We start from the raw sequence: 20,443 nt of genomic DNA, 5'->3' as shown, positions 1-20,443 counted from the left end.
GTCTCAGCTTGCCGGGAGCCGGAAGCCTGCCGGCCCTCAGCGCGCCACCGGCCGCTTGGCCAGCTTGCGCTGCAGGGTACGGCGGTGCATGTTCAGCGCCCGCGCGGTGGAAGAGACATTGCCCTCATGCTCGGCCAGCACGCGCTGGATGTGTTCCCACTCCAGTCTTTCCAGCGACAGCGGCGACGCCTCTTCCATCGGCGGCACCGGTTCGTCGGTACGCTCACCGCCACTGGCATGGTTCAGCGCCGAGAGGATGGAATCGACATTGGCCGGCTTGGCCAGGTAGTTGTCGGCGCCCGACTTGATCGCCTGTACCGTGGTGGCGATGCTGGCGTAGCCGGTCAGCACCAGCAGGCGGGCCTCCGGCAAGGCCTGACGCAGCGGCGACACCCATTGCAGGCCGGAATCCTTTTCCAGCTGCAGGTCGATGGTGGCGTAGTCGAAACGTTCACGACGCGCCGCTTCCAGCGCCTCTTCGCCACTGTGCGCCACGGTCGGGCGGAAACCCCGACGCGCCAGCGACCTGGCCAGGGTGCCGGCAAAGACATCGTTATCGTCGAGGATCAGGAAAGCTGCACTCATCAAAAAGCCTGCAATAAAAGAAACATCACATGAAACATCACATCAGTCGGTCAAAACAGGAAACAAAAACATTCAGCGCAAGAGGAAGCGCAACTGTGCCACGGTGCCTTCACCCGGCACGGAACGCAGGCGCAGCTTGCCTCCCAGATGCGTGGCACTGGCAAACGCCAGCATCAGACCAATCCCCGAACCGCCCGAACTGCTGACGACCGGCCCATGCCCCAGGCGCTGGAGCAGCTCGGGCGCGATACCGCTGCCATTGTCGGAGACCTCGATGATAGCCGTCTTCTTGCCTGGTTTGGCCAACGTCCCGCGCTGCGATGGCGCGTCGGGGGCATGGATCGCATCGGCGGCAAACAGCCGCAGCCGGATTTCCCCCTGATGACCCCGCCCGCGCACCGCATGAGCCGCATTGTCCAGCAGGGTCAAGAGGATCTGCGACAGGTCCTGCAACTGATTGGCGAACCAACCCGGCTGGTGTACCTCGGCCACCAGCAGCACGGCGGGGTGACGCAGGCGCCAGCCCTCCAGCAGGCTGGTCAGCCAGGGCGTGATGGCCGCGCTGTCCTCGTTGCGCAACTGGGCATCGGCGTCCTGACGCATGCTGTCCAGCGCTGCCTTGCAGACCGCAATCTGTTCCTCGACGATGCGCAGGTCTTCGTCGTAGGCACCCAGCGCCGGGTTGTCGGCCATCTCGCGTCGCAACTCCCCGGCGATCACAGCCACGGTCGACAACGGCGTATTGAGTGCGTGGGCGGCACCGGCAGCCTGGGTGCCCAGCGCCAGGATGCGATGGCTCTGCAGCTGGCGTTCCCGGGCCTGGCCCAGTTGCCGGTCGCGCGAGCGCACCGCGGCGGCGATGCGACCGACGAACCAGGTGATCAGCAACGCCGAGATCGTGAAATTGATCCACATCCCCGCCAGGTGATAGGCCATCGCCTGGCCATGGTCGTGGATATGTAGCGGCTGGTAGAAGTACACCAGCCCGGAATAGCCACCCAGCGCGCTCAGCGCCAGCAGCGCCGCATAGGGCCAGTTGAGGATGGCCGCGCCGGCCGCCAGCGCCGGCAGGTAGAAGGATACGAAGGGATTGGTCGAGCCGCCCGAGAAATACAGCAAGGCCGTCAATACCGCCACATCCAGCCACAACTGCATGAACAGTTCACCCTGCTCCGCCGGCCGCGCCCAGTGCATGCGCAGCCAGGTTCCCCCATTGATGAGCAGCTGCAGCAGGATCAAGGCCAGCAAGGGCGACATCGGCAAAGCGATATGCAGCCAGGCATGGGCGCCGGCCAGCACCAGCAGTTCGCCGGCCACCATCGCCCAGCGCAGCCAGAACAGGCGCGACAGCAGCAGATGCTGCGGCGGATCGACGCGCGCCACCGGCGCCGCCAGGAATGAGCCGAGGGAAATCATGGGCAGGATTATACGGGCCTGGGCCTTCTTCGACCGGCCCCGGCCAGGGTCGACGGCAGGGGCGGCGGTCTTTTCCCAACACGTCATATCAATTTCGTGAAAAATGAATGTAAATGATAACGATTTTTAATTATACTTTGCGCCGTTTTGGTTTACTTCTTCATTCCTGCTGGAAATTCTCGAAAGAATCTTCATGTCGACTCGCTACTCTCCCCGTCTTCATCCGCTGGCTGCCGCCCTGGCGCTGGCTTTCCTGGCTCCGCTGCCGGCATTGGCGCAGACCGCCACCGCTGAACCCAAGGATCAGACCGCCCTGCCGACCGTCACCGTGAACGCCTCCGCCGACGCCTCGGCCGATGGCTTGCCGGCCGAGTTCGCCGGTGGCCAGGTGGCACGTGGCAGCCGCCTGGGCGTGCTGGGTAATGTCGACAACCTGGACAGCCCGGTGCGTTCGGTGGCCTACACCCGCCAGCTGATCGCCGACCAGCAGGCCCACGGCGTGGGTGACGTGCTCAAGAACGACCCGGTGGTGCGCACCACCCGCGGCTTCGGCAACTTCCAGGAGTCGTACATGATCCGCGGCTTCATCGCCAACTCGGACGACCTGATGTACAACGGCCTGTTCGGCATCCTGCCGCGCCAGTACGTCGCCTCGGAAATGATCGAGCGCGTCGAGGTGCTGTACGGCGCCAGCGCCTTCCTCAATGGCGCCACCCCGGGCGATGCCGGCCTGGGCGGCACCATCAACATCCTGCCCAAGCGCGCCTCCAGCGAAGCCCTGACCGAAGTAACCCTGGGCTACGAGTCGGGCAACAGCAAGTCCGCAGCCATCGACGTCTCGCGCCGCCTGGGCGCCGATGAACGCCTGGGCGTGCGCGTCAATGCCGCCCGTCATGCAGGTGGCACGGGCGTGTCCAACGAAAAGCGCGAGACCAATGTCTTCTCCCTGGGCGTGGACTATCGCGGCAATGACTTCCGCCTCTCGGCCGACCTCGGCGTACAGGAAAACAACCTCAGCAACATGCGTCCCAGCGTCACCATGGGCAGCGGCGTGACAGCGGTACCGACCGCTCCCAGCGGTTCGTCCAACTATGCGCAGCCCTGGTCGTACTCCAACGCCCGCGACATCTTCGGCACCGTGCGCGGCGAATGGGACCTGTCGGCCAGCACCACCGCCTGGGCCGCCTTCGGCGCGCGCCAGGGCACCGAAAACAACTCGCTGTCTGGAGTACGCCTGACCAATGCCGGCACCGGCGCGGCCGCCACCTATCGCTTCGACAATGCTCGTCAGGATGATGTCGCCACCGGCGAGATCGGCGTGCGCACCCAGTTCAACACCGGCACCGTCTCGCACAAGCTGGTGGCTGCCGCCTCGGCGTATTCGCTGGATTCTCGCAATGCCTACGGCACCTCCACCTCCTACGCGCTGGCCACCAATCTCTACAATCCAAGCACCTACGCACGTCCGGCCCTGGTCTCGCTGGGCAATGACCTGGCCGATCCGCAGACCACCATCAAGACCCAACTGATGAGCGCCGTGGTCTCCGACACCCTGGGCTTCTACGACAACCGCCTGCTGGTGACGCTGGGCGTACGCCAGCAGCAGTTGAAGTCGGACGGCTACGCCTACAATACCCACGTCAACAATAGCCACTATGACCAGAGCGCCACCTCGCCCATGGCCGGTGTGGTGTTCAAGGTGCTCAAGAACCTGTCCGTGTACGGCAACTACATCGAAGGTCTGCAGCAAGGCAAGCAGATCACCGATACCACCGCCGCCAACTACGGCCAGATCCTGGCGCCCTACAAGTCCAAGCAGAAGGAAGTCGGCGTGAAGTACGAACTGGGCGGACTCGGCCTGGGCGCGGCCTTCTTTACCACTGATCGTCCGCTGTCGTACAAGGATGTGTCCACCGGCATCGAATCCACCAACGGCAAGCAACGAAACCGTGGTGTCGAGCTGACCGCCTATGGCGAAGTGACCCGGGGCGTGCGCCTGCTCTCCGGCATTACCTTCCTCGATGCCAAGCAGGTACAGACCAATGGCGGCACCAACAATGGCAAGTACGCCATCGGTGTACCCAAGATGCAGGCCAATGCCGGCGTCGAATATGACATCCCCGGCGTGCGTGGCCTGACCGTCAACGGTCGCGCCACCTACACCGCCACCCAGTACGTGGATGCCGCCAACAAGCTGGAAGTCCCATCCTGGGTGCGCTACGACCTGGGTGCGCGCTACCTGACCGACATCGGCGGTCGCGCCGTCACCTTCCGCGCCGCCATCGAGAACCTGGCCAACCGCAATTACTGGCAGTCGGCCGGTGGTGCCTCCAACTCGGGCTACCTGGTACTGGGCAATCCGCGTACCTTCAGCACCTCGGTATCGGTGGCCTTCTGATCTGAACGCAAGCGTTTGCTGCAATGAAAATCGCCCGGCCCCACAGTGTGGGGACCGGGCGATTTTTCATGCGCCTGGGCGCAAGCGGACTGCGCCGCAACAGGTCTGTCTCAGTCGAACATCCGCGCGTAATCGATCAGCATTTCCTCGATGAACAGCTTGGCCGACAAGGGATGGTCAGCGATGGCGCGGCGGTCACCCATGCCACGCAGTGCCCTGGACAAGGCCAGTGCATCGACCCGTTCGGCCAGCCGCCCCAGTTCCTTGCCGTAGCGCGGGTAATAACGCACCACCCCGGCCGATTTCAGCGACAGCAGATCATAGAGCCAGCGCTGCACCCAGCCCACCAGCTCGGCGGCGGGCGTCTTCTGCAACTTGTCGGCAGCGCGCAGGGCGCCATCCACGCCAGGCTGGGCCAGTTGCCGCAGCAGCTCGTCGAGCGCCTCGCGCCCCTCGCCCTGCGCCGCCTCCAGCGCCGCCAGCGGCGCCCCACCCTGCTCGGCCAGCCAGGCGTCGGCATCCTTGACACCCTGCTGTTTGAGCCAGGCCAGCGCCTCGTCGTGGCCCGGCGCGTTCAGGGCGAACTTGCGGCAACGCGAGAGAATGGTCGGCAGCAGCCGATCAAGACGATTGGACAGCAACAGGAACATGGTCCCCGGCGGCGGCTCTTCCAGCGTCTTGAGCAAGGCATTGGCCGCGGCGGTGTTGAGCGCCTCGGCCGGATACAGCATCACCACCCGCAGGCCGGAGCGGTGGGTGGACACGTTCATGAAATCGGCCAGCGCACGGATCTGGTCGATCTTGATGTCCTTGGAAGGCGCCTTGCTGGCCTTGGCGGTCTTCTTCTCCTCGCCACTGTCGTCCTCGCCGGGTTCATCCTCCAACACCTCCGGGCGCACCCGGCGATAGTCCGGATGATTGGATTGCGAAAACCAGTTGCAGGACGGGCAGACGCCGCAGGCATGCGCCTCGGGCGTGGGCGACTCGCACAGCAGCGACTTGGCGAAGGCCTCCACGAAGCGGGTCTTGCCGGTGCCGGTCGCACCATAGAACAGCAGCGCATGCGGCAGGCGCTCGCGCAGCTGCTGCAGCTGACACCAGCTCTCGCCCTGCCAGGGCAGCAAGGGATCGGTCGAAGTCACGGACATGCGGCGCCCCTCACAGTGCGGCCACGATGGCGCGCAATTCGTCCTGGATCACCGGGATCGGACGGGTGGAATCGACAATGCGGAAACGCTGCGGGAATTGCGCGGCACGGCGCAGGTATTCGGCGCGGGTGTTGGCGAAGAAGTCCGCCTTCTCCTGCTCGAACTTGTCCAGGGTGCGTTCCGCATCCAGGCGCGCGCGTGCCACTTCCAGCGGCACGTCGAAAAGCAGCGTCAGGTCCGGCTGCAGATGCGGATGCACCCACTGCTCCAGGCTTTCCAGCTTGTCCAGCGCCAGCTTGCGGCCGCCGCCCTGGTAGGCGAAGGTGGCATCGGTGAAACGGTCGGAAATCACCCAGTCGCCGCGTTCCAGCGCCGGGCTGATCACCTGCGCCAGGTGCTCGCGCCGCGAGGCGAACATCAGCAGGGCCTCGGTTTCCAGGTGCATGGGGTGATGCAGCACCAGTTCGCGCAGGCGCTCGCCCAGTTCGGTACCACCCGGCTCGCGGGTGGCCACCACCGTCAGGCCGCGCGCGCGCAGCAGCTCGGTGACGAAGGGAATATGGGTCGACTTGCCGGCGCCGTCGATGCCTTCGAAGGTAATGAATTTGCCTGATGCCATGAAGGTATCGCTACAGAATGAATCGGTGAAAAGAAAGGCGGATCAGCGCTGGTAGCGGTTGACGGCCTGGTTGTGCTCGTTCAGGTTGCTGGAGAAATGGCTGGTGCCATCGCCCCGCGCCACGAAGTATAAGGCCTCGGTCTTGTCCGGGTTCAGCGCCGCCGCCAGCGAGGCCGCCCCCGGCAAGGCGATAGGCGTGGGCGGCAGGCCGGCACGGGTATAGGTGTTATAGGGCGTATCGGTCAGCAGGTCGACCTTGCGGATCTTGCCCTGGTAACGATCACCCATGCCATAGATCACCGTCGGATCGGTCTGCAGCAGCATGCCGGTACGCAGGCGGTTGACGAACACACCGGCCACCATGCCGCGCTCGGATTTCTGCCCGGTCTCCTTTTCCACGATGGACGCCATGATCAGCGCCTCATAGGGCGTGCGATACGGCAGCGACAGATCGCGCCGCGCCCAGGCTTCGTTGAGCTTCTTGCTCATCAGCGCGAAGGCCTGTTTATAGACCTGCATATCGCTGGCGCCCTTGGCGAAGAGATAGGTATCGGGGAAGAACAGGCCTTCCGGATAGGTGTATTCGTTGGTCAGCTTGGCCAGGATCTGCTGGTCGGTCCAACTGGCGGTATCGTGCTTCAGCGCCGGCTGGTCGGCGATGGCGCGGCGCATCTGCTTGAAAGTCCAGCCCTCGATGACGGTCAGCGCCTCCTGCGCGAACTCGCCGCGCACCAGTTGCAGCAGCAGCCGCTGGGGCGTGTAACCGGGCTTGATCTCATAGCTGCCGGCCTTGATGCGGCCACCTTCGCCGGACAGGCGCGCATACAGCGTGAACAGGTCCGGATTGAGCGGCACCCCGGCTGCCGCGATCTGCTGGGCAGCCCCCGACACACCGGCCCCCGGCGTGATGGTAAAGGCGATCAGCTGGCCATTGGCCGGCACGATGGGCTGCTTGGTCCAGTAGAGGCCGGCACCGGCCACCAGCGCGGCCAGCACGAACAATGTTGCCAATAACTTCTTCATACCTGATGCGAAATCCCTGTAGTTCCGACGCGATTTTTCGGAGATCACTATAATCGAGGCATCAATGATAATCGCTGGCACGACAGTTGCCTAATTTGCCGGGGACTTCACCCCGGCAAGACGTAATCCGACGTAATCCGTAAAAGATTTCCTATGACAGACATCACCGCATCGCCCTCCGCCTGGCGTGACTTCCTCGCGCAGCAAGGCGCCCAGTTTGACGACCAGGGCCAGGACGTACTCGGCTTCGGCGCGGCTGCCCCGCAAAGCCTGGAAAGTTTCGTGGCGCCGCTGACCGACCTGGGCCTGATCGCGGCCACCGGCGAAGAAGCCGCTGCCTTCCTGCACGGCCAGCTCACCAATGATGTGCAGCACCTCACCGCCGATGCCGCCCGCCTGGCCGGCTATTGCTCGCCCAAGGGCCGACTGCTGGCCACCCTGCTGATGTGGCGCGACGAAGCCGGGATCTTCCTGCAGTTGCCGCGCGCACTGCAACCCGCCATCCAGAAGCGCCTGCAGATGTTCATCCTGCGCGCCAAGGCCAAGCTGGCCGACGTCAGCGCCGAGCGCGCAGCACTGGGCCTGGTGGGGCCCGCCGCCGCCAACGGCCTGGCCGAGTGGTTCCCGGTCTTGCCGGCCGCCCCCTACGACAAGGTCGACAACAGCCATGGCACCCTGATCCGCATGGCCGACGCCGCCGGCAGCCCGCGCTATCAATGGATTGCCGCCGTCGACACCCTGAGCACCGCCTGGCCCAAGCTGGTGCAGCACTTGAAGCCCACCGCCACGATGGCCTGGCGCCTGACCGACATCCGCGCCGGTGTACCCGGCATCCTCGCCGCCACGCAAGAGCAGTTCGTACCGCAGATGATCAATTTCGAACTGATCGGTGGCGTCAACTTCAAGAAAGGCTGCTACCCCGGCCAGGAAATCGTCGCCCGCAGCCAGTACCTGGGCAAGCTCAAGCGGCGCACCTTGCTGGCCACCATCGCCAGCGCCGGCGCCCGGGCCGGTGATGAAGTCTTTTCTGCCGCCGATCCCGGCCAGCCCTGCGGCATGGTGGTCAATGCCGAACCGCTGGACCAGGATCACGCCCTGGCCCTGGTGGAGATGAAACTGGCCGCCGCCGACGATACCGTCCATCTGGGCGCCGCCGGTGGCCCTGCCCTGCATTTCCATGATCTCCCCTATGAGCTGGCCGATCCGCAATAAGCGGCGTGCAGCGTTCAAGCCATAGGGAATCACCATGGACCTCTACATCTACTACCGGGTCGCCAGCACCCACGCCCCGACACTGCTGGGCAAGATCCGGGGCGTGCAGGCCACCCTGCAGGCGCACAATCAGGTGAGCGGGGCTCTCAAGCGCCGCCCTGGCGAGCAGGACGGCCTGCAGACCTGGATGGAAATCTACCCCGGCATCGCCGACACCGATGCCGAGGGATTCACCCACGCCCTGGAGCAGGCCCTGGCCGAGGCCGGCGCCCTGCCCCTCATCAGCGGTACTCGTCATGTGGAACAGTTCGAGGATATCGCCCCATGTGCCTGATCATCTTCGCCTGGAAAGTCATCCCCGGCATGCCGCTGATCATGGCCGCCAATCGCGACGAGTTCTACGCCCGCCCGGCCGCTGACGCCGCCTGGTGGAACGACCATCCCAAGATCTACGCCGGGCGCGACCTGCAAGGCGGCGGCACCTGGCTGGGCGTGACCCGCGATGGCCGCTTTGCCGCCCTGACCAATGTGCGCGCACCCTCAGAACGACGAACGGATGCCCCGACCCGGGGCCAGCTGGTGGCCGACTACCTGGCCGGCGACATGACGCCGCAGGATTACCTGCGCCAGATCGAGCCGCGCGCCCAGCAATACAACGGCTTCAACCTCCTCTTGGGCAATCCCGAGACCATGCTGTGGTATTCCAACCGCGGCAACGAAGATCCCCGCAATGGCCAGCCGCTGGAATACGGCGTCTATGGGGTCTCCAACGCCCTGCTCGACACCCCCTGGCCCAAGCTCACCCGCGCCAAGGCGCAATTCGCCAGCCTGCTATGCCAGGGCGCGCCGGAAGAGACCTTCTTCGAAATGCTCACCGATGGCACCCGCGCCAACGACTGCCGCCTGCCCGACACTGGCATCGGGCTGGAAAAGGAGCGCATGCTCTCCCCCATCTTCATCCGCTCGCCCGACTATGGCACCCGCTGCTCCACGGTCTTGCGCGTGCCCATCGTCGGCGAACCGGTGCTGACCGAACACGTGGTCGATCCTATGGCGATGCAATATAGCGGCGAGGCCGCCACCGACAAGGCCTGCCGTATTCCCTGCAAGCCCAGGGTGCAAGATGCTTCACCCGGCGACGACAAGCTTGGCGCAAAGCCGCACAGCACCTGACCCGGGGCCTTCATTCCTTGTCCAGGTGAAATAACCAAAGTGTATATCTGATATTTGGAAGATAAATTGGCCTGATTTGATGCGGAGCAGTAAAGTTACACCTGTCTCCTCCAATTTCCTCCTAAAGAATTGGATTCAAGCCCACACCGCAAGGTCGTGGGCTTTTTTTTCGCCCGTACCGAACGCCAGCGGTTGCCTCACGTCGACAATGCGTTCCATGCAAATGGCATCGTAGGCGCGTCTTTCAGTTGCCCCCCAGTCCGGCGGGTGTCACCAGCTTCACGCCTGCATGATCGGACCCTGCGATTTTCGATTATTGCGATTTTCGTCTGTTTCGAATAGCATGGCCGCTCAAGTATTTCCTGGAGCCCGCCATGACCCCGTCCGCAGCCACCATGTCCCTGCCCGCCGCCAAGGATGTCGAACTGGCCGTGCGCGGCCAACGCGCCCTGGCAGCCTACCTGAGCACGCAGGTCGACACTCAGCACATCCAGATTTTCGACGCCCAGAACCGGGCGCATGAAGTCGAACTACCGACGTCGGCGTTGCGCCTGCTGGTTGAGATACTGGCCGAACTAGCCGACGGCAACGCCGTCAAGGTCGTACCGGTCCACGCAGAACTGACCACCCAGGAAGCCGCTGACCTGCTCAATGTTTCGCGCCCTCACTTCGTCAAGCTGTTGGAGGATGGCATCATCCCCTTCCATCGCGCCGGCAAGCACCGTCGCGTCAAATTTGCCGACCTCATGCAGTACAAGACCGAGCGGGAACAGGCCAGTACCGAGGCCATGGCCGACCTCGCCCGGCAGTCACAGGAATTGGGACTGGGATACGAATGAGGCATTCGCCCTTCACCGCCGTCTACGATGCCTGCGTGCTCTACCCTGCGCCATTACGGGACTTCCTGATGTGGCTGGGCCTGTCGGGACTGTTCCGGGCGCGCTGGAGTCGAGCCATTCATGAGGAGTGGAAACGTAATCTGCTCATCAAACGCCCCGATCTCACCCGCACCCAACTGGATCGGACCTCGGCCTTGATGGATCGCGCCATTCCCGACAGTCTGGTGGAAGGCCACGAAGCCTTAGTCGCCGGGTTGCACCTGCCAGACCCGGACGACCGACACGTTCTGGCGGCCGCCATCCGCTGCGGCGCCAGTGTCATCGTGACTTTCAACGAGCGGGATTTCCCAGCCCAGGTCCTCGCGCCCTACGGCATCGAAGCACAGCATCCCGATGAGTTCGCCCACAATCTGCTGGACCTCGACGCAGCCGCAGTCGCCGCCGCCGCGCAGCGGCAACGCGCGCAGCTGAAGAATCCATCGGTGGACGTGGATCACTACCTCGACATCCTTTTGCGCCAGGGCCTGGCGCAGACGGTCAAGGCACTCCGCGCCTATCGCGCCGTTCTCTAGACCGGCCGCTGCGGCTCGCCGCAATCTCCGCCAATTCTGCCGATTTCGCCACCCAAAAACACATCGGCCCCACCACCACGCCAGACAAGGCGCGGGGGTGGGGCCGATCAGGCCAGCCTGGCGGGAGCGAATCCCGCTGGGGTGACTCAGTGATGCATCTTGGCTTCGGTGCGGTCCAGGACGGCTTCCGGTGCCTGCGCATCTTCCACGGTCTCGTTGTTCAAGACCTTGGTCAGGCGCTCGCTATCCAGTTCGCCGCTCCACTTGGCCACCACCAGGGTTGCCACGCCATTGCCGATGGTGTTGGTCAGGGCACGCGCTTCGGACATGAAGCGGTCGATACCCAGGATCAGCGCCAGGCCGGCCACCGGCACGTGGCCCACCGCCGACAGCGTCGCCGCCAGCACGATGAAGCCGGAACCGGTGATGCCCGCCGCGCCCTTGGACGTCAGCAGCAGCACACCCAGCAGCGTCAGTTCCTGCACGAAGGTCATGGGCGTGTTGGTGGCCTGGGCGATGAACACGGCCGCCATGGTCAGGTAGATCGCGGTGCCGTCCAGGTTGAAGGAGTAACCGGTCGGAATCACCAGACCGACCACGGTCTTCTTGGCGCCGGCATTTTCCATCTTGGCCAGCATGCGCGGCAGTACCGATTCCGAGGAAGAGGTACCCAGCACGATCAGCAGTTCTTCCTTGATGTACTTGACGAACTTCCAGATCGAGAAGCCGTGCAGGCGGGTAATGATCCCCAGCACCACGAAGATGAACAGCAGGCAGGTCAGGTAGAAGGTGCCCATCAGCTTGGCCAGCGAGAACAGCGAACCCACGCCGTACTTGCCGATGGTGAAGGACATCGCACCGAAGGCGCCGATCGGAGCCACCTTCATGATCGCGCCCACCACCGAGAACAGCACGTGCGAGATCTTCTCGATGAAATCGAACACCAGCGTGCCGCGGCCGCCGAACTTGTGCAGGGCGAAGCCGAACAGCACCGCCACCAGCAGCACCTGCAGCACGTCACCCTTGGCAAACGCGTCCACCATGCTGGTGGGGATGATGCCCATGACGAAGTCGGTCACCGAACCCATCTTGCCCGGGGCGGTATAGGCCGCGATGCTCTTGGTATCCAGCGCCGCCGGATCGACGTTCATGCCCACGCCAGGCTTGAGGAAGTTCACCAGCACCAGGCCGATGATCAGGGCCACGGTACTGACCACTTCGAAGTACAGCAAGGCCAGACCGCCGGTCTTGCCGACCTTCTTCATGTCTTCCATGCCGGCGATGCCGATGACGACGGTACAGAAGATCACCGGCGCGATGATCATCTTGATCAGTTTGACGAAGCCATCGCCGAGCGGCTTCATGGCTTCGCCCGTGGATGGGTAGAAATGGCCCAGCAGGATGCCGATCACGATGGCAACCAGAACCTGGAAATACAGCGATTTGTAAAGGGGCGGTTTTTGCGCCGTCATTATGATTTCTCCAAGAAACATCGAATATCAGCCGGTCCCTGGGGACCCGCCGCCTGCCGTTGCCGGATCGTCGTCCGTTCGGGCATTTGCTTGTTTTTTGCTTGCTTTTGCCAGCAATGCGTCCGGGAGAACTCCCCCTCCCCGGTTCGGCCGCAAGTATCTCGCAGTCGCTACGGGGCGGGTATTGTGGGAAACCACATAACTTCAGTAAACAGCGGTTCAAACTGCTCTTTTCTTCATTCTGCAATGCAATAGGATTCGCTATAGTCTGTGCTGGACTGAACGAAAGCTCACGGGCACTCACAAGGAAAATATCGTGCGACGAAAATTGACGGTCACCGCCCGCCTCGGGATTCTGGTAGCGGTGCTGTGTGGCAGCGTGGTCCTGCTGGCCTGGCGCGACATGCTGGGCATGGCCTCCAGCAACGACAAGCTGCGCTATGTCTACGAAGACCGGACCATGGCCCTGATCCACATCGCCCGCGTGCGCGATGCCTTGTACATGAACCGAGACGTCATGGGCCGCGCCCTGATGATGGCCAATGTGCCGACCGAACCGGGTCCCGATGGCGCCACCGGCAATGAGCAGATCAAGCAGTGGCTGGGCCGCCTGGCCGGCCTGGACGCCAGTTTCGACCAGGGCTGGCAAGCCTACCGCGCCACCCGCCTGACCCCCGAGGAAATCACCGAGGCCGCCCGCTTCGAGCAAAGCTGGAAAACCTACCTGAGCGAACGCAACCAGGTCATCGAACTCATCGCCAGCACCCAGGTATTGCAGGCCAACCGCAGCTGGACCCAGCTCACGCCGCGCCTGTCGGCCCTGGCCACGCAACTGGCCACCCTCGGTCACCTGCAGGAAACCATGACCCGCGGTGCCTACGACAATGCCCTGCAGGAATACGGCGAACTGCGCCGCCACAACCTCGAAATCGCCTGCGTGGCCCTGATCCTGGGCATTGCCCTGGCGCTGTGGATCATCATCAGCCTGCGCCGCCAGCTCGGGGGTGAACCCGATTACGCCGCCGACATCGTGCGCCAGATCGCCGACGGCAACCTCGGCGTGGCGGTGCGACTGCGCCGCAATGACCGCGGCAGCCTGCTCTACGCCATGCACACCATGCGTGAACGGCTCACCGACATCATGCGCAGCGTCACCCTCTCGACCCAGTCGCTGGGCGACTCCTCACGCCAGCTCAACGCCACCGCGCACGCCCTGGCCGGCGCCTCCAGCGAGCAGGCAGCGGCGGTAGAAGAAGTCCACAGCGCCATTGCCAGCATGAGCCTGGCCATCCAGCAGACCGGCGAACACGCGCGCCGCACCGACCAGATCGCGCTGGCCGCCGCGGCCGACGCCGACAAGAGCGGCGCCGCCGTACAGACCACGGTGGCCGCCATGCGCGGTATCGCACGCCAGGTCGGGGTGATCGACGACATCGCCTACCAGACCAACCTGCTGGCCCTGAATGCCGCCATCGAAGCCGCCCGCGCTGGCGAGCACGGGCGCGGCTTTTCGGTGGTGGCTGCAGAAATCCGCAAGCTGGCCGAGCGCAGCCAGGGCAGCGCCCACGAAATCAGCGTGATTGCACAGCAAAGCGTGGACATGGCCGAGGAAACCAGCCAGCGCCTGGCCGAAGGCACCCTGCAGGGAATCCGCGAAGCCTCGCAGCAGATCAACCAGATCACGCTGTCCTCGCGCATGCAGGAAGAAGGGGTACAGGAAATCGGCGCTGCCGTCGCGCAACTCAACGACACCACGCAGCGCAATGCGGCCGCCTCGGAAGAACTGGCCTCCACCGCCGAAGTGGTGGCCGAACGGGCGCGCGAACTGGGCGCCCAGCTGTGCTATTTCAGACTGGAAGACGGCAAGCCGCCAGCCCGCGTGCGGCCGGCCTGAAACGTCGGACCTGTCGGACCTGCCGTCCCCGACGGCTAGGCCTGCCGCTGCAGGCTGGCCCGCATGGTGATATGGGGGATGCCGGCTTCCATGAACTCGTCACCCTCACGGGCAAAGCCGTGGGCATTGTAGAAGCCCTCGGCATGGGTCTGGGCATTGAGGATCACCTCGCCGTCACCGCGCTCCCGCGCCGCCTGGATCAACGCCTGCAACACCGCCCCGCCCACGCCCTTGCCGCGCCCGGCCTTGCGCACCGCCATGCGGCCGATATGGCCGTCCGGCAGCAGGCGACCGGTGGCCAGCGGCTGGCCGGCCTCGTCATAGGCCACTGCATGCACGCACAGCGGGTCCATCTCGTCCAGCTCAATCTCGGCTGGCACCTTCTGTTCATCGACAAAGACTTCGAAGCGGATAGGCTGGGCGTGTGCGCGCAGCGCTTCCCAACTGCCTACGGTGATTTTCATGCGGGAATTCCTGCTGAGGGTTGAAACGGAAACGCCATGAGGGCCTACGGGTGAAAGACGGCTCACTCGTGATCCAGCTTCCTGGAAATATCCAGGCGGCGGATCAGCTTGAAGGTGCCCATGGCCTTGGCCACCAGTCGCTCGCCATTCCACAGTTCGGCCTGGCAGAAGCACATGGTGGTGGAGCGATGGTAGGTATGGCCGCGCGCCACGATGGTCTCGCCGGCATGACCGGCCGGCTGCAGGAAGCTGGTGCTCATCTCGACGGTGGCCGAGGACTTGGCGTCCGGCACGCCGGCCCTGGCCGACAGGCCCATGGCCACGTCCAGCAGGGTCATCGAGATGCCGCCCTGCGCCACCTGCCAGCTGTTCATGAACTCCGGCTTGAGAAGCAGCGACATCACGGCGCGGTCGTCGCCATATTCCAGCACCTCCACGCCCAGTGCCTGCAGGTAGGGATTACCTTGCGGGAAGACCTCGGTCAACGGCAGACTCATCGCAGCGGCCTCAGATCTCGTAATCCATGCACTGGCGCGCCTCGCGCACGGCACCGATGAAGGGCTTGATGGCAACGTGGTCGGGATGGTCCTGGTAGGCATCCAGCGCCGCCTTGGATTCGAACTCCGAATACAGCACCACGTCATAGCTGGCTTCCAGGCCCGGTTGCGCCAGCACCGCTTCGAACTTCAGGATGCCCGGCACCACGTTGGCACAGCTGTCCAGCAATTGCTTCATCTTCAGCAGGTTGGTGGCCTTGTCAGCGCCTTCTGCGTGGTCCTTCAGTTTCCACATCACGATATGCTTGATCACGATCGGTCTTCCTCAGTCGAAAATTGGATAAACCGCAATGATAAGCGAAAGCGCCGACCACGACCGGCACCCCGTCAGCCACGCGCAGCGATCTTCATGAAGGACCCGACCAGCCTCCCTTCGCGGCGCTCGGCCAGGCAATAGACATAGGTGTGGGTGCTCACCGGATCGCCCTCGATGCGCACCATGCGAAAACGCTCGTCGGGAATGAACTCCGCCTCCGACACCGCCGCCAGCCCGAGGCCGCGTGCCACCGCCTCGCGCAGGGCTTCGCGGCTGCCGATCTCCATCACCACGCGGGGCTTCACGCCGGCCTGCTGCAACACCTTTTCCAGCGCCAGTCGTGTGGTCGAACCCTGTTCGCGCATGAGCATCGGCTGCTGCTCCAGCTCGGCCAGGGCGACCGTCTCGCGCTGGTAGAAGGGATGACTGCGGTGGGCAAACAGCACCACCGCGTGATCGGCATAGGGCAGTGCGTGGAACCGGGCATCATCGGTAAAGCTGGCCAACACCGCGACATCGGTCACGTAGTTCTCCAGATCGGCCAGCGACTGCGCCGAGTTGCCCAGCTTGATCGACAGCTCGACCTGCGGATAACGGGCGCGGTAGGCGTCCACCATCTCGATCACGTGGAAGGGCCCGACCGCACCGATGCGCAGATGCCCCACATGCAGCGCTCCCGAATTGACCAGCAGGTTCAGCGCGTCCAGCTCCAGTTCCGCAATGTTCTGCGCGATCGGCAACAGGCGCTGCGCCGTCTCCGACAGGTCGACCCGCCGCCCCCGGCGGAAGAACAGTTCCACATTGTGTTCGCGCTCCAGCGATTGCACCTGGGTGGTCAGGGTCGGCTGGCTCACGCCCAAGGCCCGGGCCGCCGCCGAAAAGCCGCGATGGCGGGCCACGGCGAGGAAGGCGCGCAGTTGTGAAGGAGTCATCTATAGCCTCAATCAATAGCTTCGTCGAATTTTAACGATTATATCGATAATAGGGCCGTCATAAAGCCCCCGTAAGCTCCCTTCCTGTCAGTACCGGCCCGACCAATTCGCCCGACACTGCGCCGCCGATCACCCACTGCGTCCAACACCGGACGCCCACGACAAGGATCCACCATGCAACGACGTTCCCTGCTCGCCCTGTGCCTGGGCGCCCTGACCTCCCTCCTGCTGAGCCAGCCGGTGCGCGCCGCCCAGCCCCTGACCGTGGGCCTGATCCCGGCCGAAGATTCGCAGGCCATGCTGGAAAACAGCAAGGCCGTCATCGACAGCCTGCAGCAGCAGCTGGGCATACCGGTCAAGCCCTTCATCGCCACCGACTACAACGGCATCATCGAGGCGCTGCGCTCGCGCAAGCTGGATGTGGCCTACCTCGGCCCCTTCTCCTATGTGCTGGCCAGCTCGGTGGCCAATGTCGAAGCCTTCGCCGTGGCCGAGACCAAGAAGAGCGGCCGCAGCTTCTACAAGAGCCTCATCATCACCCGCAAGGACAGCGGCCTGCAGAGCGTGGAGCAGTTGAAGGGCCGCACCATGGCCTTCGTCGACCCGTCCTCGGCTTCCGGCCACCTGTTCCCCAGCGCCGGCCTGCAAAAACTCAATATCGATCCCAACAAGTATTTTTCCCGGGTGATCTTCTCCGGCTCCCATGACGCCAGCATCCTGGCCGTGGCCAACAAGAAGGTCGATGCCGCTGCCGTGGCCGACCGCATCCTGGCGGCCGCCGTGGCCAAGGGCGTGGTCCAGCAATCGGACCTGAACGTGGTCTGGACCTCGCCCGACATCCCCGAGTCGCCCATGGTCTGGCGCCGCGACCTGGACCCGGCCCTGAAACAGAAGATCGCCGCCGCCTTCGCCAACATCAAGGACGTGAAATGGGGTGACCAGGGCGTCCTGAACGGCTTCGTCCCCACCACCGACGGCGCCTACGACGTGGTGCGCGAGACCGCCAAGATCCTCAACCTGGACCTGAAGGCCATGAAATGATCCAGCTGCGCGCCCTCGCCAAGCACTACGGCAGCCATGCCGTGCTGCGCGGGATTGATCTGGACGTCCCGGCCGGCCAGTTCCTGGTGGTGCTGGGCCCGTCCGGGGCCGGCAAGTCCACCCTGCTGCGCTGCATGAACGGTCTGGTCCAGCCCAGTTCGGGTGAACTCCGGATCGCCGGCTTCGACGCCACCGATCCCCGCGCCCGCCAGGTCCGCCAGTTGCGCCGCCAGGTGGCGATGATCTTCCAGCATCACAATGTGGTGCCGCGCCTGTCGGTGCTGAAGAACACCCTGACCGGGCGCCTCGGCCAGGTCCCGACCTGGTCTTCGATCCTGCAACTGTTCAGCCGCCAGGACGTGGCCCTGGCCATGGACTGCCTGCGCCGCGTGGAACTGGAACACAAGGCCCACCAGCGTACCGACGCCCTCTCCGGCGGCCAGCGCCAGCGGGTCGGCATCGCCCGCGCGCTGGCCCAGCAGCCGCAGGTGATCCTGGCCGACGAACCGGTGGCCAGCCTGGACCCCAAGACCTCGCGCCTGGTGCTGCACTACCTGCGCGCCGCCTCGCGCGAACTGGGTATCACCGTGGTCTGCAATCTGCACCAGGTGGACTACGCCCGCGAATTCGGCGACCGCATCATCGGCCTGTCCGGTGGCGAGCTGGTCTTCGACGGCCCCGGCACGGCGCTGGACCAGCATCACCTGGACCGCATCTATGCCAGCCCCGGTCACGTACCGCACCCGGCTTCCCAAGCCACCGCCACCGCCGCCACCAGCCTGGCACCGGCGATCCAAGGAACCTGACATGAACAGTCCCTCCTCCTCTCCTTCTTCGCCCGCCCCCGGCTATCTCTGGACCGGCCCCCGTCCGCAGACGCTGCGCGCCTGGCTGGGCTACGCCGCCCTGGTGGCGCTGATCGCCTGGCTCCTCGGCTGGAGCGCCCAGGGCACGCAACTGTCGTGGAGCGAACTGGCCAATGGACTGCCGCAGATCGGCGACTTCCTGGCCCGCTCCTTCCCGCCCAACTGGTCCTTGCTGCCGGCACTGCTGGCCCCGGCCATCGAGACCCTGCAGATCGCGCTGTGGGGAACCCTGCTGGGCGTGCTCGGCGCCGTACCGGTGGCCCTGCTGGCAGCACGCAACCTCAACCCCAACCGCACCCTGCACGCCCTGGTGCGCCAGGGCCTCAACGTCACCCGCAGCATCAATGAACTGATCCTGGCGCTGGTGTTCGTCTCGGCGGTGGGGCTGGGCCCCTTCCCGGGCGTGCTGGCACTGGCGGTACACGGCGTGGGCATGGTCGGCAAGTTCTTCGCCGAAAGCATCGAGGAAATCGACCAGGGTCCGCTGGAAGCACTGCGCGCCACCGGCGCCAGGCCGCTGCAGGTGATCATCTTCGGCGTACTGCCGCAGGTCGCCACGGCCTGGATCGCCACCGTGCTCTACCGCTTCGAGGTCAACCTGCGCCAGGCCACCGTGCTGGGCATGGTCGGGGCCGGCGGCCTCGGCTTCGAACTGGTCAACAGCCTCAAGCTGTTCAAGTACCAGGACACCGCCACCTGCATCGTCGTGGTGACCCTGATGGTGGTGGCCGCCGATGCGCTCTCCAGCCACCTGCGGCGCCTGATCCAGGATGGCAGCACGCATTGATCTCCCCATTCAACATCGCGAACCCCGAAAACCCCGAGAACAGACTCATGTGGAATTTCCATAACCCGGTCGCTATTCACGCCGGCGCCGGCAGCCTTGCCACCCTGCCGCAATTGCTGGCAGGCCGGCGCGCCATCCTGATCACCTTTCCCGAGGCCGCCGCGCTGGGCCTGGAGCAGGCCATCGCCGCCCTGCTCGGACCGCAGCTGGTGGCCATCGAAAACAACGTGCAACCCAATCCCGACGTCGCCTGGCTGGGCGCGATGCACGAGCGCCTGTGGCAGCAGCACCCCGACGTCCCCTGCCTGATCGCGCTGGGCGGCGGCAGTGTCATCGACTGTGCCAAGGCCATGCTGGCGCCCACGCCCTCGGGCCGCTTCGAGGAACTGCTCACCCATCTGCGCCAGGACAGCGCCTTCCAGCCCGACCCCGCCCGCATCAAGACGCTCATCGCCATTCCCACCACCGCCGGCACCGGCAGCGAAGTCACGCCCTGGGCCACGCTGTGGGATGCGGCAGGCGGTCACAAGTATTCCCTGCATCGTCCCTGGACCTGGCCCGAGGCCGCCCTCATCGATGCCGAACTGATGCGCAGCCTGCCCCCGGCCGCCACCCTGGCCAGCGCCCTGGACGCGCTGTCGCATGCCCTGGAGGCGATCTGGAACCGCCACCGCAACCCGGTCTCCTCGACCCTGGCCGCCAGTGCCGCGCGCAGCATCCTCGCCACGTTGCCGGCCCTCATGCGCCAGCCCGACGCACTGTCCCTGCGCGAGCAGATGGCAGTGGCGGCGCTGCAGGCCGGCCTGGCCTTTTCCAATACCCGCACCGCCCTGGCGCACTCGCTGTCCTATGACATCACGCTGCGGCAAGGGGTGGTCCACGGCATCGCCTGCTCGTTCTCGCTGCCCCACATCCTGCGCCTGGCGCTGGGCCGCGATGCGTCCGTGGATGCGCTGCTGCTGGACATCTTCGACGCCAGCGACGCCCACCAGGCCGTGGCCCGGCTCACCGCCTTCTTGGAAGGGCTAGGCGTGTCCACCGACCCGGCCCGCTATGGCCTGGGTGAAGGCGAGCGCTGGGACGCCGCCCTGCAGCAGGCCCTGCAAGGCCCTCGCGGGCGCAACTTCATCGCGGCCGCATCCTGATCTGCACGCCCATCCCAACACTGCACATCGCCATCCGACAAGGA

The 20,443-nt window shown here is 64.8% G+C and carries 21 protein-coding genes; 11 read left to right on the top strand and 10 right to left on the bottom strand.

Annotated features, from left to right (window positions below; genetic code table 11):
- Positions 1 to 36 precede the first annotated feature (36 nt).
- Positions 37 to 585 carry a response regulator transcription factor gene (locus tag VE092_RS15610; RefSeq protein ID WP_324878254.1) on the bottom strand — a complete coding sequence of 183 codons (549 nt, stop codon included), beginning with the start codon at positions 583 to 585 and terminating at the stop codon, positions 37 to 39.
- Positions 586 to 657: 72 nt separating this feature from the next.
- Positions 658 to 2,001 carry an ATP-binding protein gene (locus tag VE092_RS15605; RefSeq protein ID WP_324878252.1) on the bottom strand — a complete coding sequence of 448 codons (1,344 nt, stop codon included), beginning with the start codon at positions 1,999 to 2,001 and terminating at the stop codon, positions 658 to 660.
- Positions 2,002 to 2,194: 193 nt separating this feature from the next.
- Between VE092_RS15605 and VE092_RS15600 the strand changes: the two genes are divergently transcribed.
- Positions 2,195 to 4,399, top strand: a complete 2,205-nt coding sequence (locus VE092_RS15600) for a TonB-dependent receptor (protein WP_324878250.1) — start codon at positions 2,195 to 2,197, stop codon at positions 4,397 to 4,399.
- Positions 4,400 to 4,509: 110 nt separating this feature from the next.
- Here VE092_RS15600 and VE092_RS15595 read toward each other — a convergent pair whose 3' ends face one another.
- From VE092_RS15595 to mltG, 3 genes are read right to left on the bottom strand one after another with little or no spacing between them, the layout of a single operon-like run.
- Positions 4,510 to 5,547 (bottom strand): DNA polymerase III subunit delta', encoded by a 1,038-nt coding sequence (locus VE092_RS15595; RefSeq protein ID WP_324878248.1) that lies wholly within the window; start codon positions 5,545 to 5,547, stop codon positions 4,510 to 4,512.
- Positions 5,548 to 5,557: 10 nt separating this feature from the next.
- Positions 5,558 to 6,166 (bottom strand): dTMP kinase, encoded by a 609-nt coding sequence (tmk, locus tag VE092_RS15590; protein WP_324878246.1) that lies wholly within the window; start codon positions 6,164 to 6,166, stop codon positions 5,558 to 5,560.
- 42 nt (positions 6,167 to 6,208) lie between these two features.
- Positions 6,209 to 7,189 (bottom strand): endolytic transglycosylase MltG, encoded by a 981-nt coding sequence (gene mltG / locus VE092_RS15585; protein ID WP_324878244.1) that lies wholly within the window; start codon positions 7,187 to 7,189, stop codon positions 6,209 to 6,211.
- Between the two features lie 153 nt (positions 7,190 to 7,342).
- Between mltG and VE092_RS15580 the strand changes: the two genes are divergently transcribed.
- The 5 genes from VE092_RS15580 (at position 7,343) to VE092_RS15560 (ending at position 10,985) form a co-directional block, all read left to right on the top strand.
- The gene (locus VE092_RS15580) at positions 7,343 to 8,401 is read left to right on the top strand and encodes a folate-binding protein (RefSeq protein ID WP_324878242.1); all 1,059 of its coding nucleotides are present in this window, start codon (positions 7,343 to 7,345) and stop codon (positions 8,399 to 8,401) included.
- Between the two features lie 34 nt (positions 8,402 to 8,435).
- The gene (locus tag VE092_RS15575; RefSeq protein ID WP_324878240.1) at positions 8,436 to 8,735 is read left to right on the top strand and encodes a DUF4936 family protein; all 300 of its coding nucleotides are present in this window, start codon (positions 8,436 to 8,438) and stop codon (positions 8,733 to 8,735) included.
- Positions 8,726 to 9,574, top strand: a complete 849-nt coding sequence (locus VE092_RS15570) for an NRDE family protein (RefSeq protein WP_324878238.1) — start codon at positions 8,726 to 8,728, stop codon at positions 9,572 to 9,574. Before VE092_RS15575 ends, VE092_RS15570 begins: the two co-directional genes overlap by 10 nt.
- Before the next feature lie 374 nt (positions 9,575 to 9,948).
- Entirely contained in the window at positions 9,949 to 10,413 is a 465-nt protein-coding gene (locus tag VE092_RS15565) for a helix-turn-helix domain-containing protein (RefSeq protein WP_324878235.1), read from the top strand.
- Entirely contained in the window at positions 10,410 to 10,985 is a 576-nt protein-coding gene (locus VE092_RS15560; protein ID WP_324878233.1) for a PIN domain-containing protein, read from the top strand. The genes VE092_RS15565 and VE092_RS15560 overlap by 4 nt, the downstream gene beginning before the upstream one ends.
- A gap of 146 nt (positions 10,986 to 11,131) precedes the next feature.
- Here the strand turns inward: VE092_RS15560 and VE092_RS15555 are convergent, their stop codons facing one another.
- Positions 11,132 to 12,457, bottom strand: a complete 1,326-nt coding sequence (locus VE092_RS15555) for a dicarboxylate/amino acid:cation symporter (RefSeq protein ID WP_234293713.1) — start codon at positions 12,455 to 12,457, stop codon at positions 11,132 to 11,134.
- 316 nt (positions 12,458 to 12,773) lie between these two features.
- On the opposite strand from VE092_RS15555, the gene VE092_RS15550 reads away from it, so the two are divergent.
- A complete protein-coding gene (locus tag VE092_RS15550) occupies positions 12,774 to 14,351 on the top strand; it encodes a methyl-accepting chemotaxis protein (protein WP_324878231.1) in 1,578 nt (525 codons plus the stop codon).
- Positions 14,352 to 14,386: 35 nt separating this feature from the next.
- On the opposite strand, the gene VE092_RS15545 is transcribed toward VE092_RS15550, so the two are convergent.
- From VE092_RS15545 to VE092_RS15530, 4 genes are all read right to left on the bottom strand, one after another.
- Positions 14,387 to 14,815, bottom strand: coding sequence for a GNAT family N-acetyltransferase (locus VE092_RS15545; protein ID WP_006712987.1), 429 nt, complete (start codon positions 14,813 to 14,815; stop codon positions 14,387 to 14,389).
- Between the two features lie 62 nt (positions 14,816 to 14,877).
- Positions 14,878 to 15,312, bottom strand: a complete 435-nt coding sequence (locus VE092_RS15540; RefSeq protein ID WP_039876442.1) for a PaaI family thioesterase — start codon at positions 15,310 to 15,312, stop codon at positions 14,878 to 14,880.
- 10 nt (positions 15,313 to 15,322) lie between these two features.
- Positions 15,323 to 15,625 carry a Dabb family protein gene (locus VE092_RS15535; RefSeq protein ID WP_324878225.1) on the bottom strand — a complete coding sequence of 101 codons (303 nt, stop codon included), beginning with the start codon at positions 15,623 to 15,625 and terminating at the stop codon, positions 15,323 to 15,325.
- A 74-nt stretch (positions 15,626 to 15,699) separates the two neighbouring features.
- Positions 15,700 to 16,560 carry a LysR substrate-binding domain-containing protein gene (locus VE092_RS15530; protein ID WP_324878223.1) on the bottom strand — a complete coding sequence of 287 codons (861 nt, stop codon included), beginning with the start codon at positions 16,558 to 16,560 and terminating at the stop codon, positions 15,700 to 15,702.
- Between the two features lie 174 nt (positions 16,561 to 16,734).
- Between VE092_RS15530 and phnD the strand changes: the two genes are divergently transcribed.
- Genes phnD through psrA form a run of 4 tightly spaced genes read left to right on the top strand, consistent with a single transcriptional unit; the run spans position 16,735 to position 20,399 of the window.
- The gene (phnD, locus tag VE092_RS15525) at positions 16,735 to 17,601 is read left to right on the top strand and encodes a phosphonate ABC transporter substrate-binding protein (RefSeq protein ID WP_324878220.1); all 867 of its coding nucleotides are present in this window, start codon (positions 16,735 to 16,737) and stop codon (positions 17,599 to 17,601) included.
- The gene (gene phnC, locus VE092_RS15520) at positions 17,598 to 18,407 is read left to right on the top strand and encodes a phosphonate ABC transporter ATP-binding protein (RefSeq protein WP_077236853.1); all 810 of its coding nucleotides are present in this window, start codon (positions 17,598 to 17,600) and stop codon (positions 18,405 to 18,407) included. Before phnD ends, phnC begins: the two co-directional genes overlap by 4 nt.
- Before the next feature lies 1 nt (position 18,408).
- Positions 18,409 to 19,254, top strand: a complete 846-nt coding sequence (gene phnE, locus VE092_RS15515) for a phosphonate ABC transporter, permease protein PhnE (RefSeq protein WP_324878216.1) — start codon at positions 18,409 to 18,411, stop codon at positions 19,252 to 19,254.
- 47 nt (positions 19,255 to 19,301) lie between these two features.
- Positions 19,302 to 20,399 (top strand): iron-containing alcohol dehydrogenase PsrA, encoded by a 1,098-nt coding sequence (gene psrA / locus VE092_RS15510; protein ID WP_324878214.1) that lies wholly within the window; start codon positions 19,302 to 19,304, stop codon positions 20,397 to 20,399.
- The last annotated feature ends 44 nt before the right edge of the window (positions 20,400 to 20,443 follow it).

The organism is Herbaspirillum sp., assembly GCF_035644555.1.
Taxonomy (GTDB): Bacteria; Pseudomonadota; Gammaproteobacteria; order Burkholderiales; family Burkholderiaceae_D; genus Herbaspirillum.
Note: the sequence above shows the minus strand (reverse complement) of the source record. Positions and strands in the feature narration are given on the sequence as shown.

Coding starts and splice junctions, on each gene's coding strand:
- VE092_RS15595 (WP_324878248.1), bottom strand. CDS start 5,547: ATGTCCGTGACTTCGACCGATCCCTTGCTGCCCTGGCAGGGCGAGAGC.
- VE092_RS15600 (WP_324878250.1), top strand. CDS start 2,195: ATGTCGACTCGCTACTCTCCCCGTCTTCATCCGCTGGCTGCCGCCCTG.
- VE092_RS15610 (WP_324878254.1), bottom strand. CDS start 585: ATGAGTGCAGCTTTCCTGATCCTCGACGATAACGATGTCTTTGCCGGC.
- tmk (WP_324878246.1), bottom strand. CDS start 6,166: ATGGCATCAGGCAAATTCATTACCTTCGAAGGCATCGACGGCGCCGGC.
- VE092_RS15560 (WP_324878233.1), top strand. CDS start 10,410: ATGAGGCATTCGCCCTTCACCGCCGTCTACGATGCCTGCGTGCTCTAC.
- VE092_RS15580 (WP_324878242.1), top strand. CDS start 7,343: ATGACAGACATCACCGCATCGCCCTCCGCCTGGCGTGACTTCCTCGCG.
- VE092_RS15540 (WP_039876442.1), bottom strand. CDS start 15,312: ATGAGTCTGCCGTTGACCGAGGTCTTCCCGCAAGGTAATCCCTACCTG.
- VE092_RS15570 (WP_324878238.1), top strand. CDS start 8,726: ATGTGCCTGATCATCTTCGCCTGGAAAGTCATCCCCGGCATGCCGCTG.
- phnE (WP_324878216.1), top strand. CDS start 18,409: ATGAACAGTCCCTCCTCCTCTCCTTCTTCGCCCGCCCCCGGCTATCTC.
- VE092_RS15530 (WP_324878223.1), bottom strand. CDS start 16,560: ATGACTCCTTCACAACTGCGCGCCTTCCTCGCCGTGGCCCGCCATCGC.
- mltG (WP_324878244.1), bottom strand. CDS start 7,189: ATGAAGAAGTTATTGGCAACATTGTTCGTGCTGGCCGCGCTGGTGGCC.
- VE092_RS15575 (WP_324878240.1), top strand. CDS start 8,436: ATGGACCTCTACATCTACTACCGGGTCGCCAGCACCCACGCCCCGACA.
- VE092_RS15545 (WP_006712987.1), bottom strand. CDS start 14,815: ATGAAAATCACCGTAGGCAGTTGGGAAGCGCTGCGCGCACACGCCCAG.
- psrA (WP_324878214.1), top strand. CDS start 19,302: ATGTGGAATTTCCATAACCCGGTCGCTATTCACGCCGGCGCCGGCAGC.
- VE092_RS15565 (WP_324878235.1), top strand. CDS start 9,949: ATGACCCCGTCCGCAGCCACCATGTCCCTGCCCGCCGCCAAGGATGTC.
- phnD (WP_324878220.1), top strand. CDS start 16,735: ATGCAACGACGTTCCCTGCTCGCCCTGTGCCTGGGCGCCCTGACCTCC.
- VE092_RS15605 (WP_324878252.1), bottom strand. CDS start 2,001: ATGATTTCCCTCGGCTCATTCCTGGCGGCGCCGGTGGCGCGCGTCGAT.
- VE092_RS15555 (WP_234293713.1), bottom strand. CDS start 12,457: ATGACGGCGCAAAAACCGCCCCTTTACAAATCGCTGTATTTCCAGGTT.
- phnC (WP_077236853.1), top strand. CDS start 17,598: ATGATCCAGCTGCGCGCCCTCGCCAAGCACTACGGCAGCCATGCCGTG.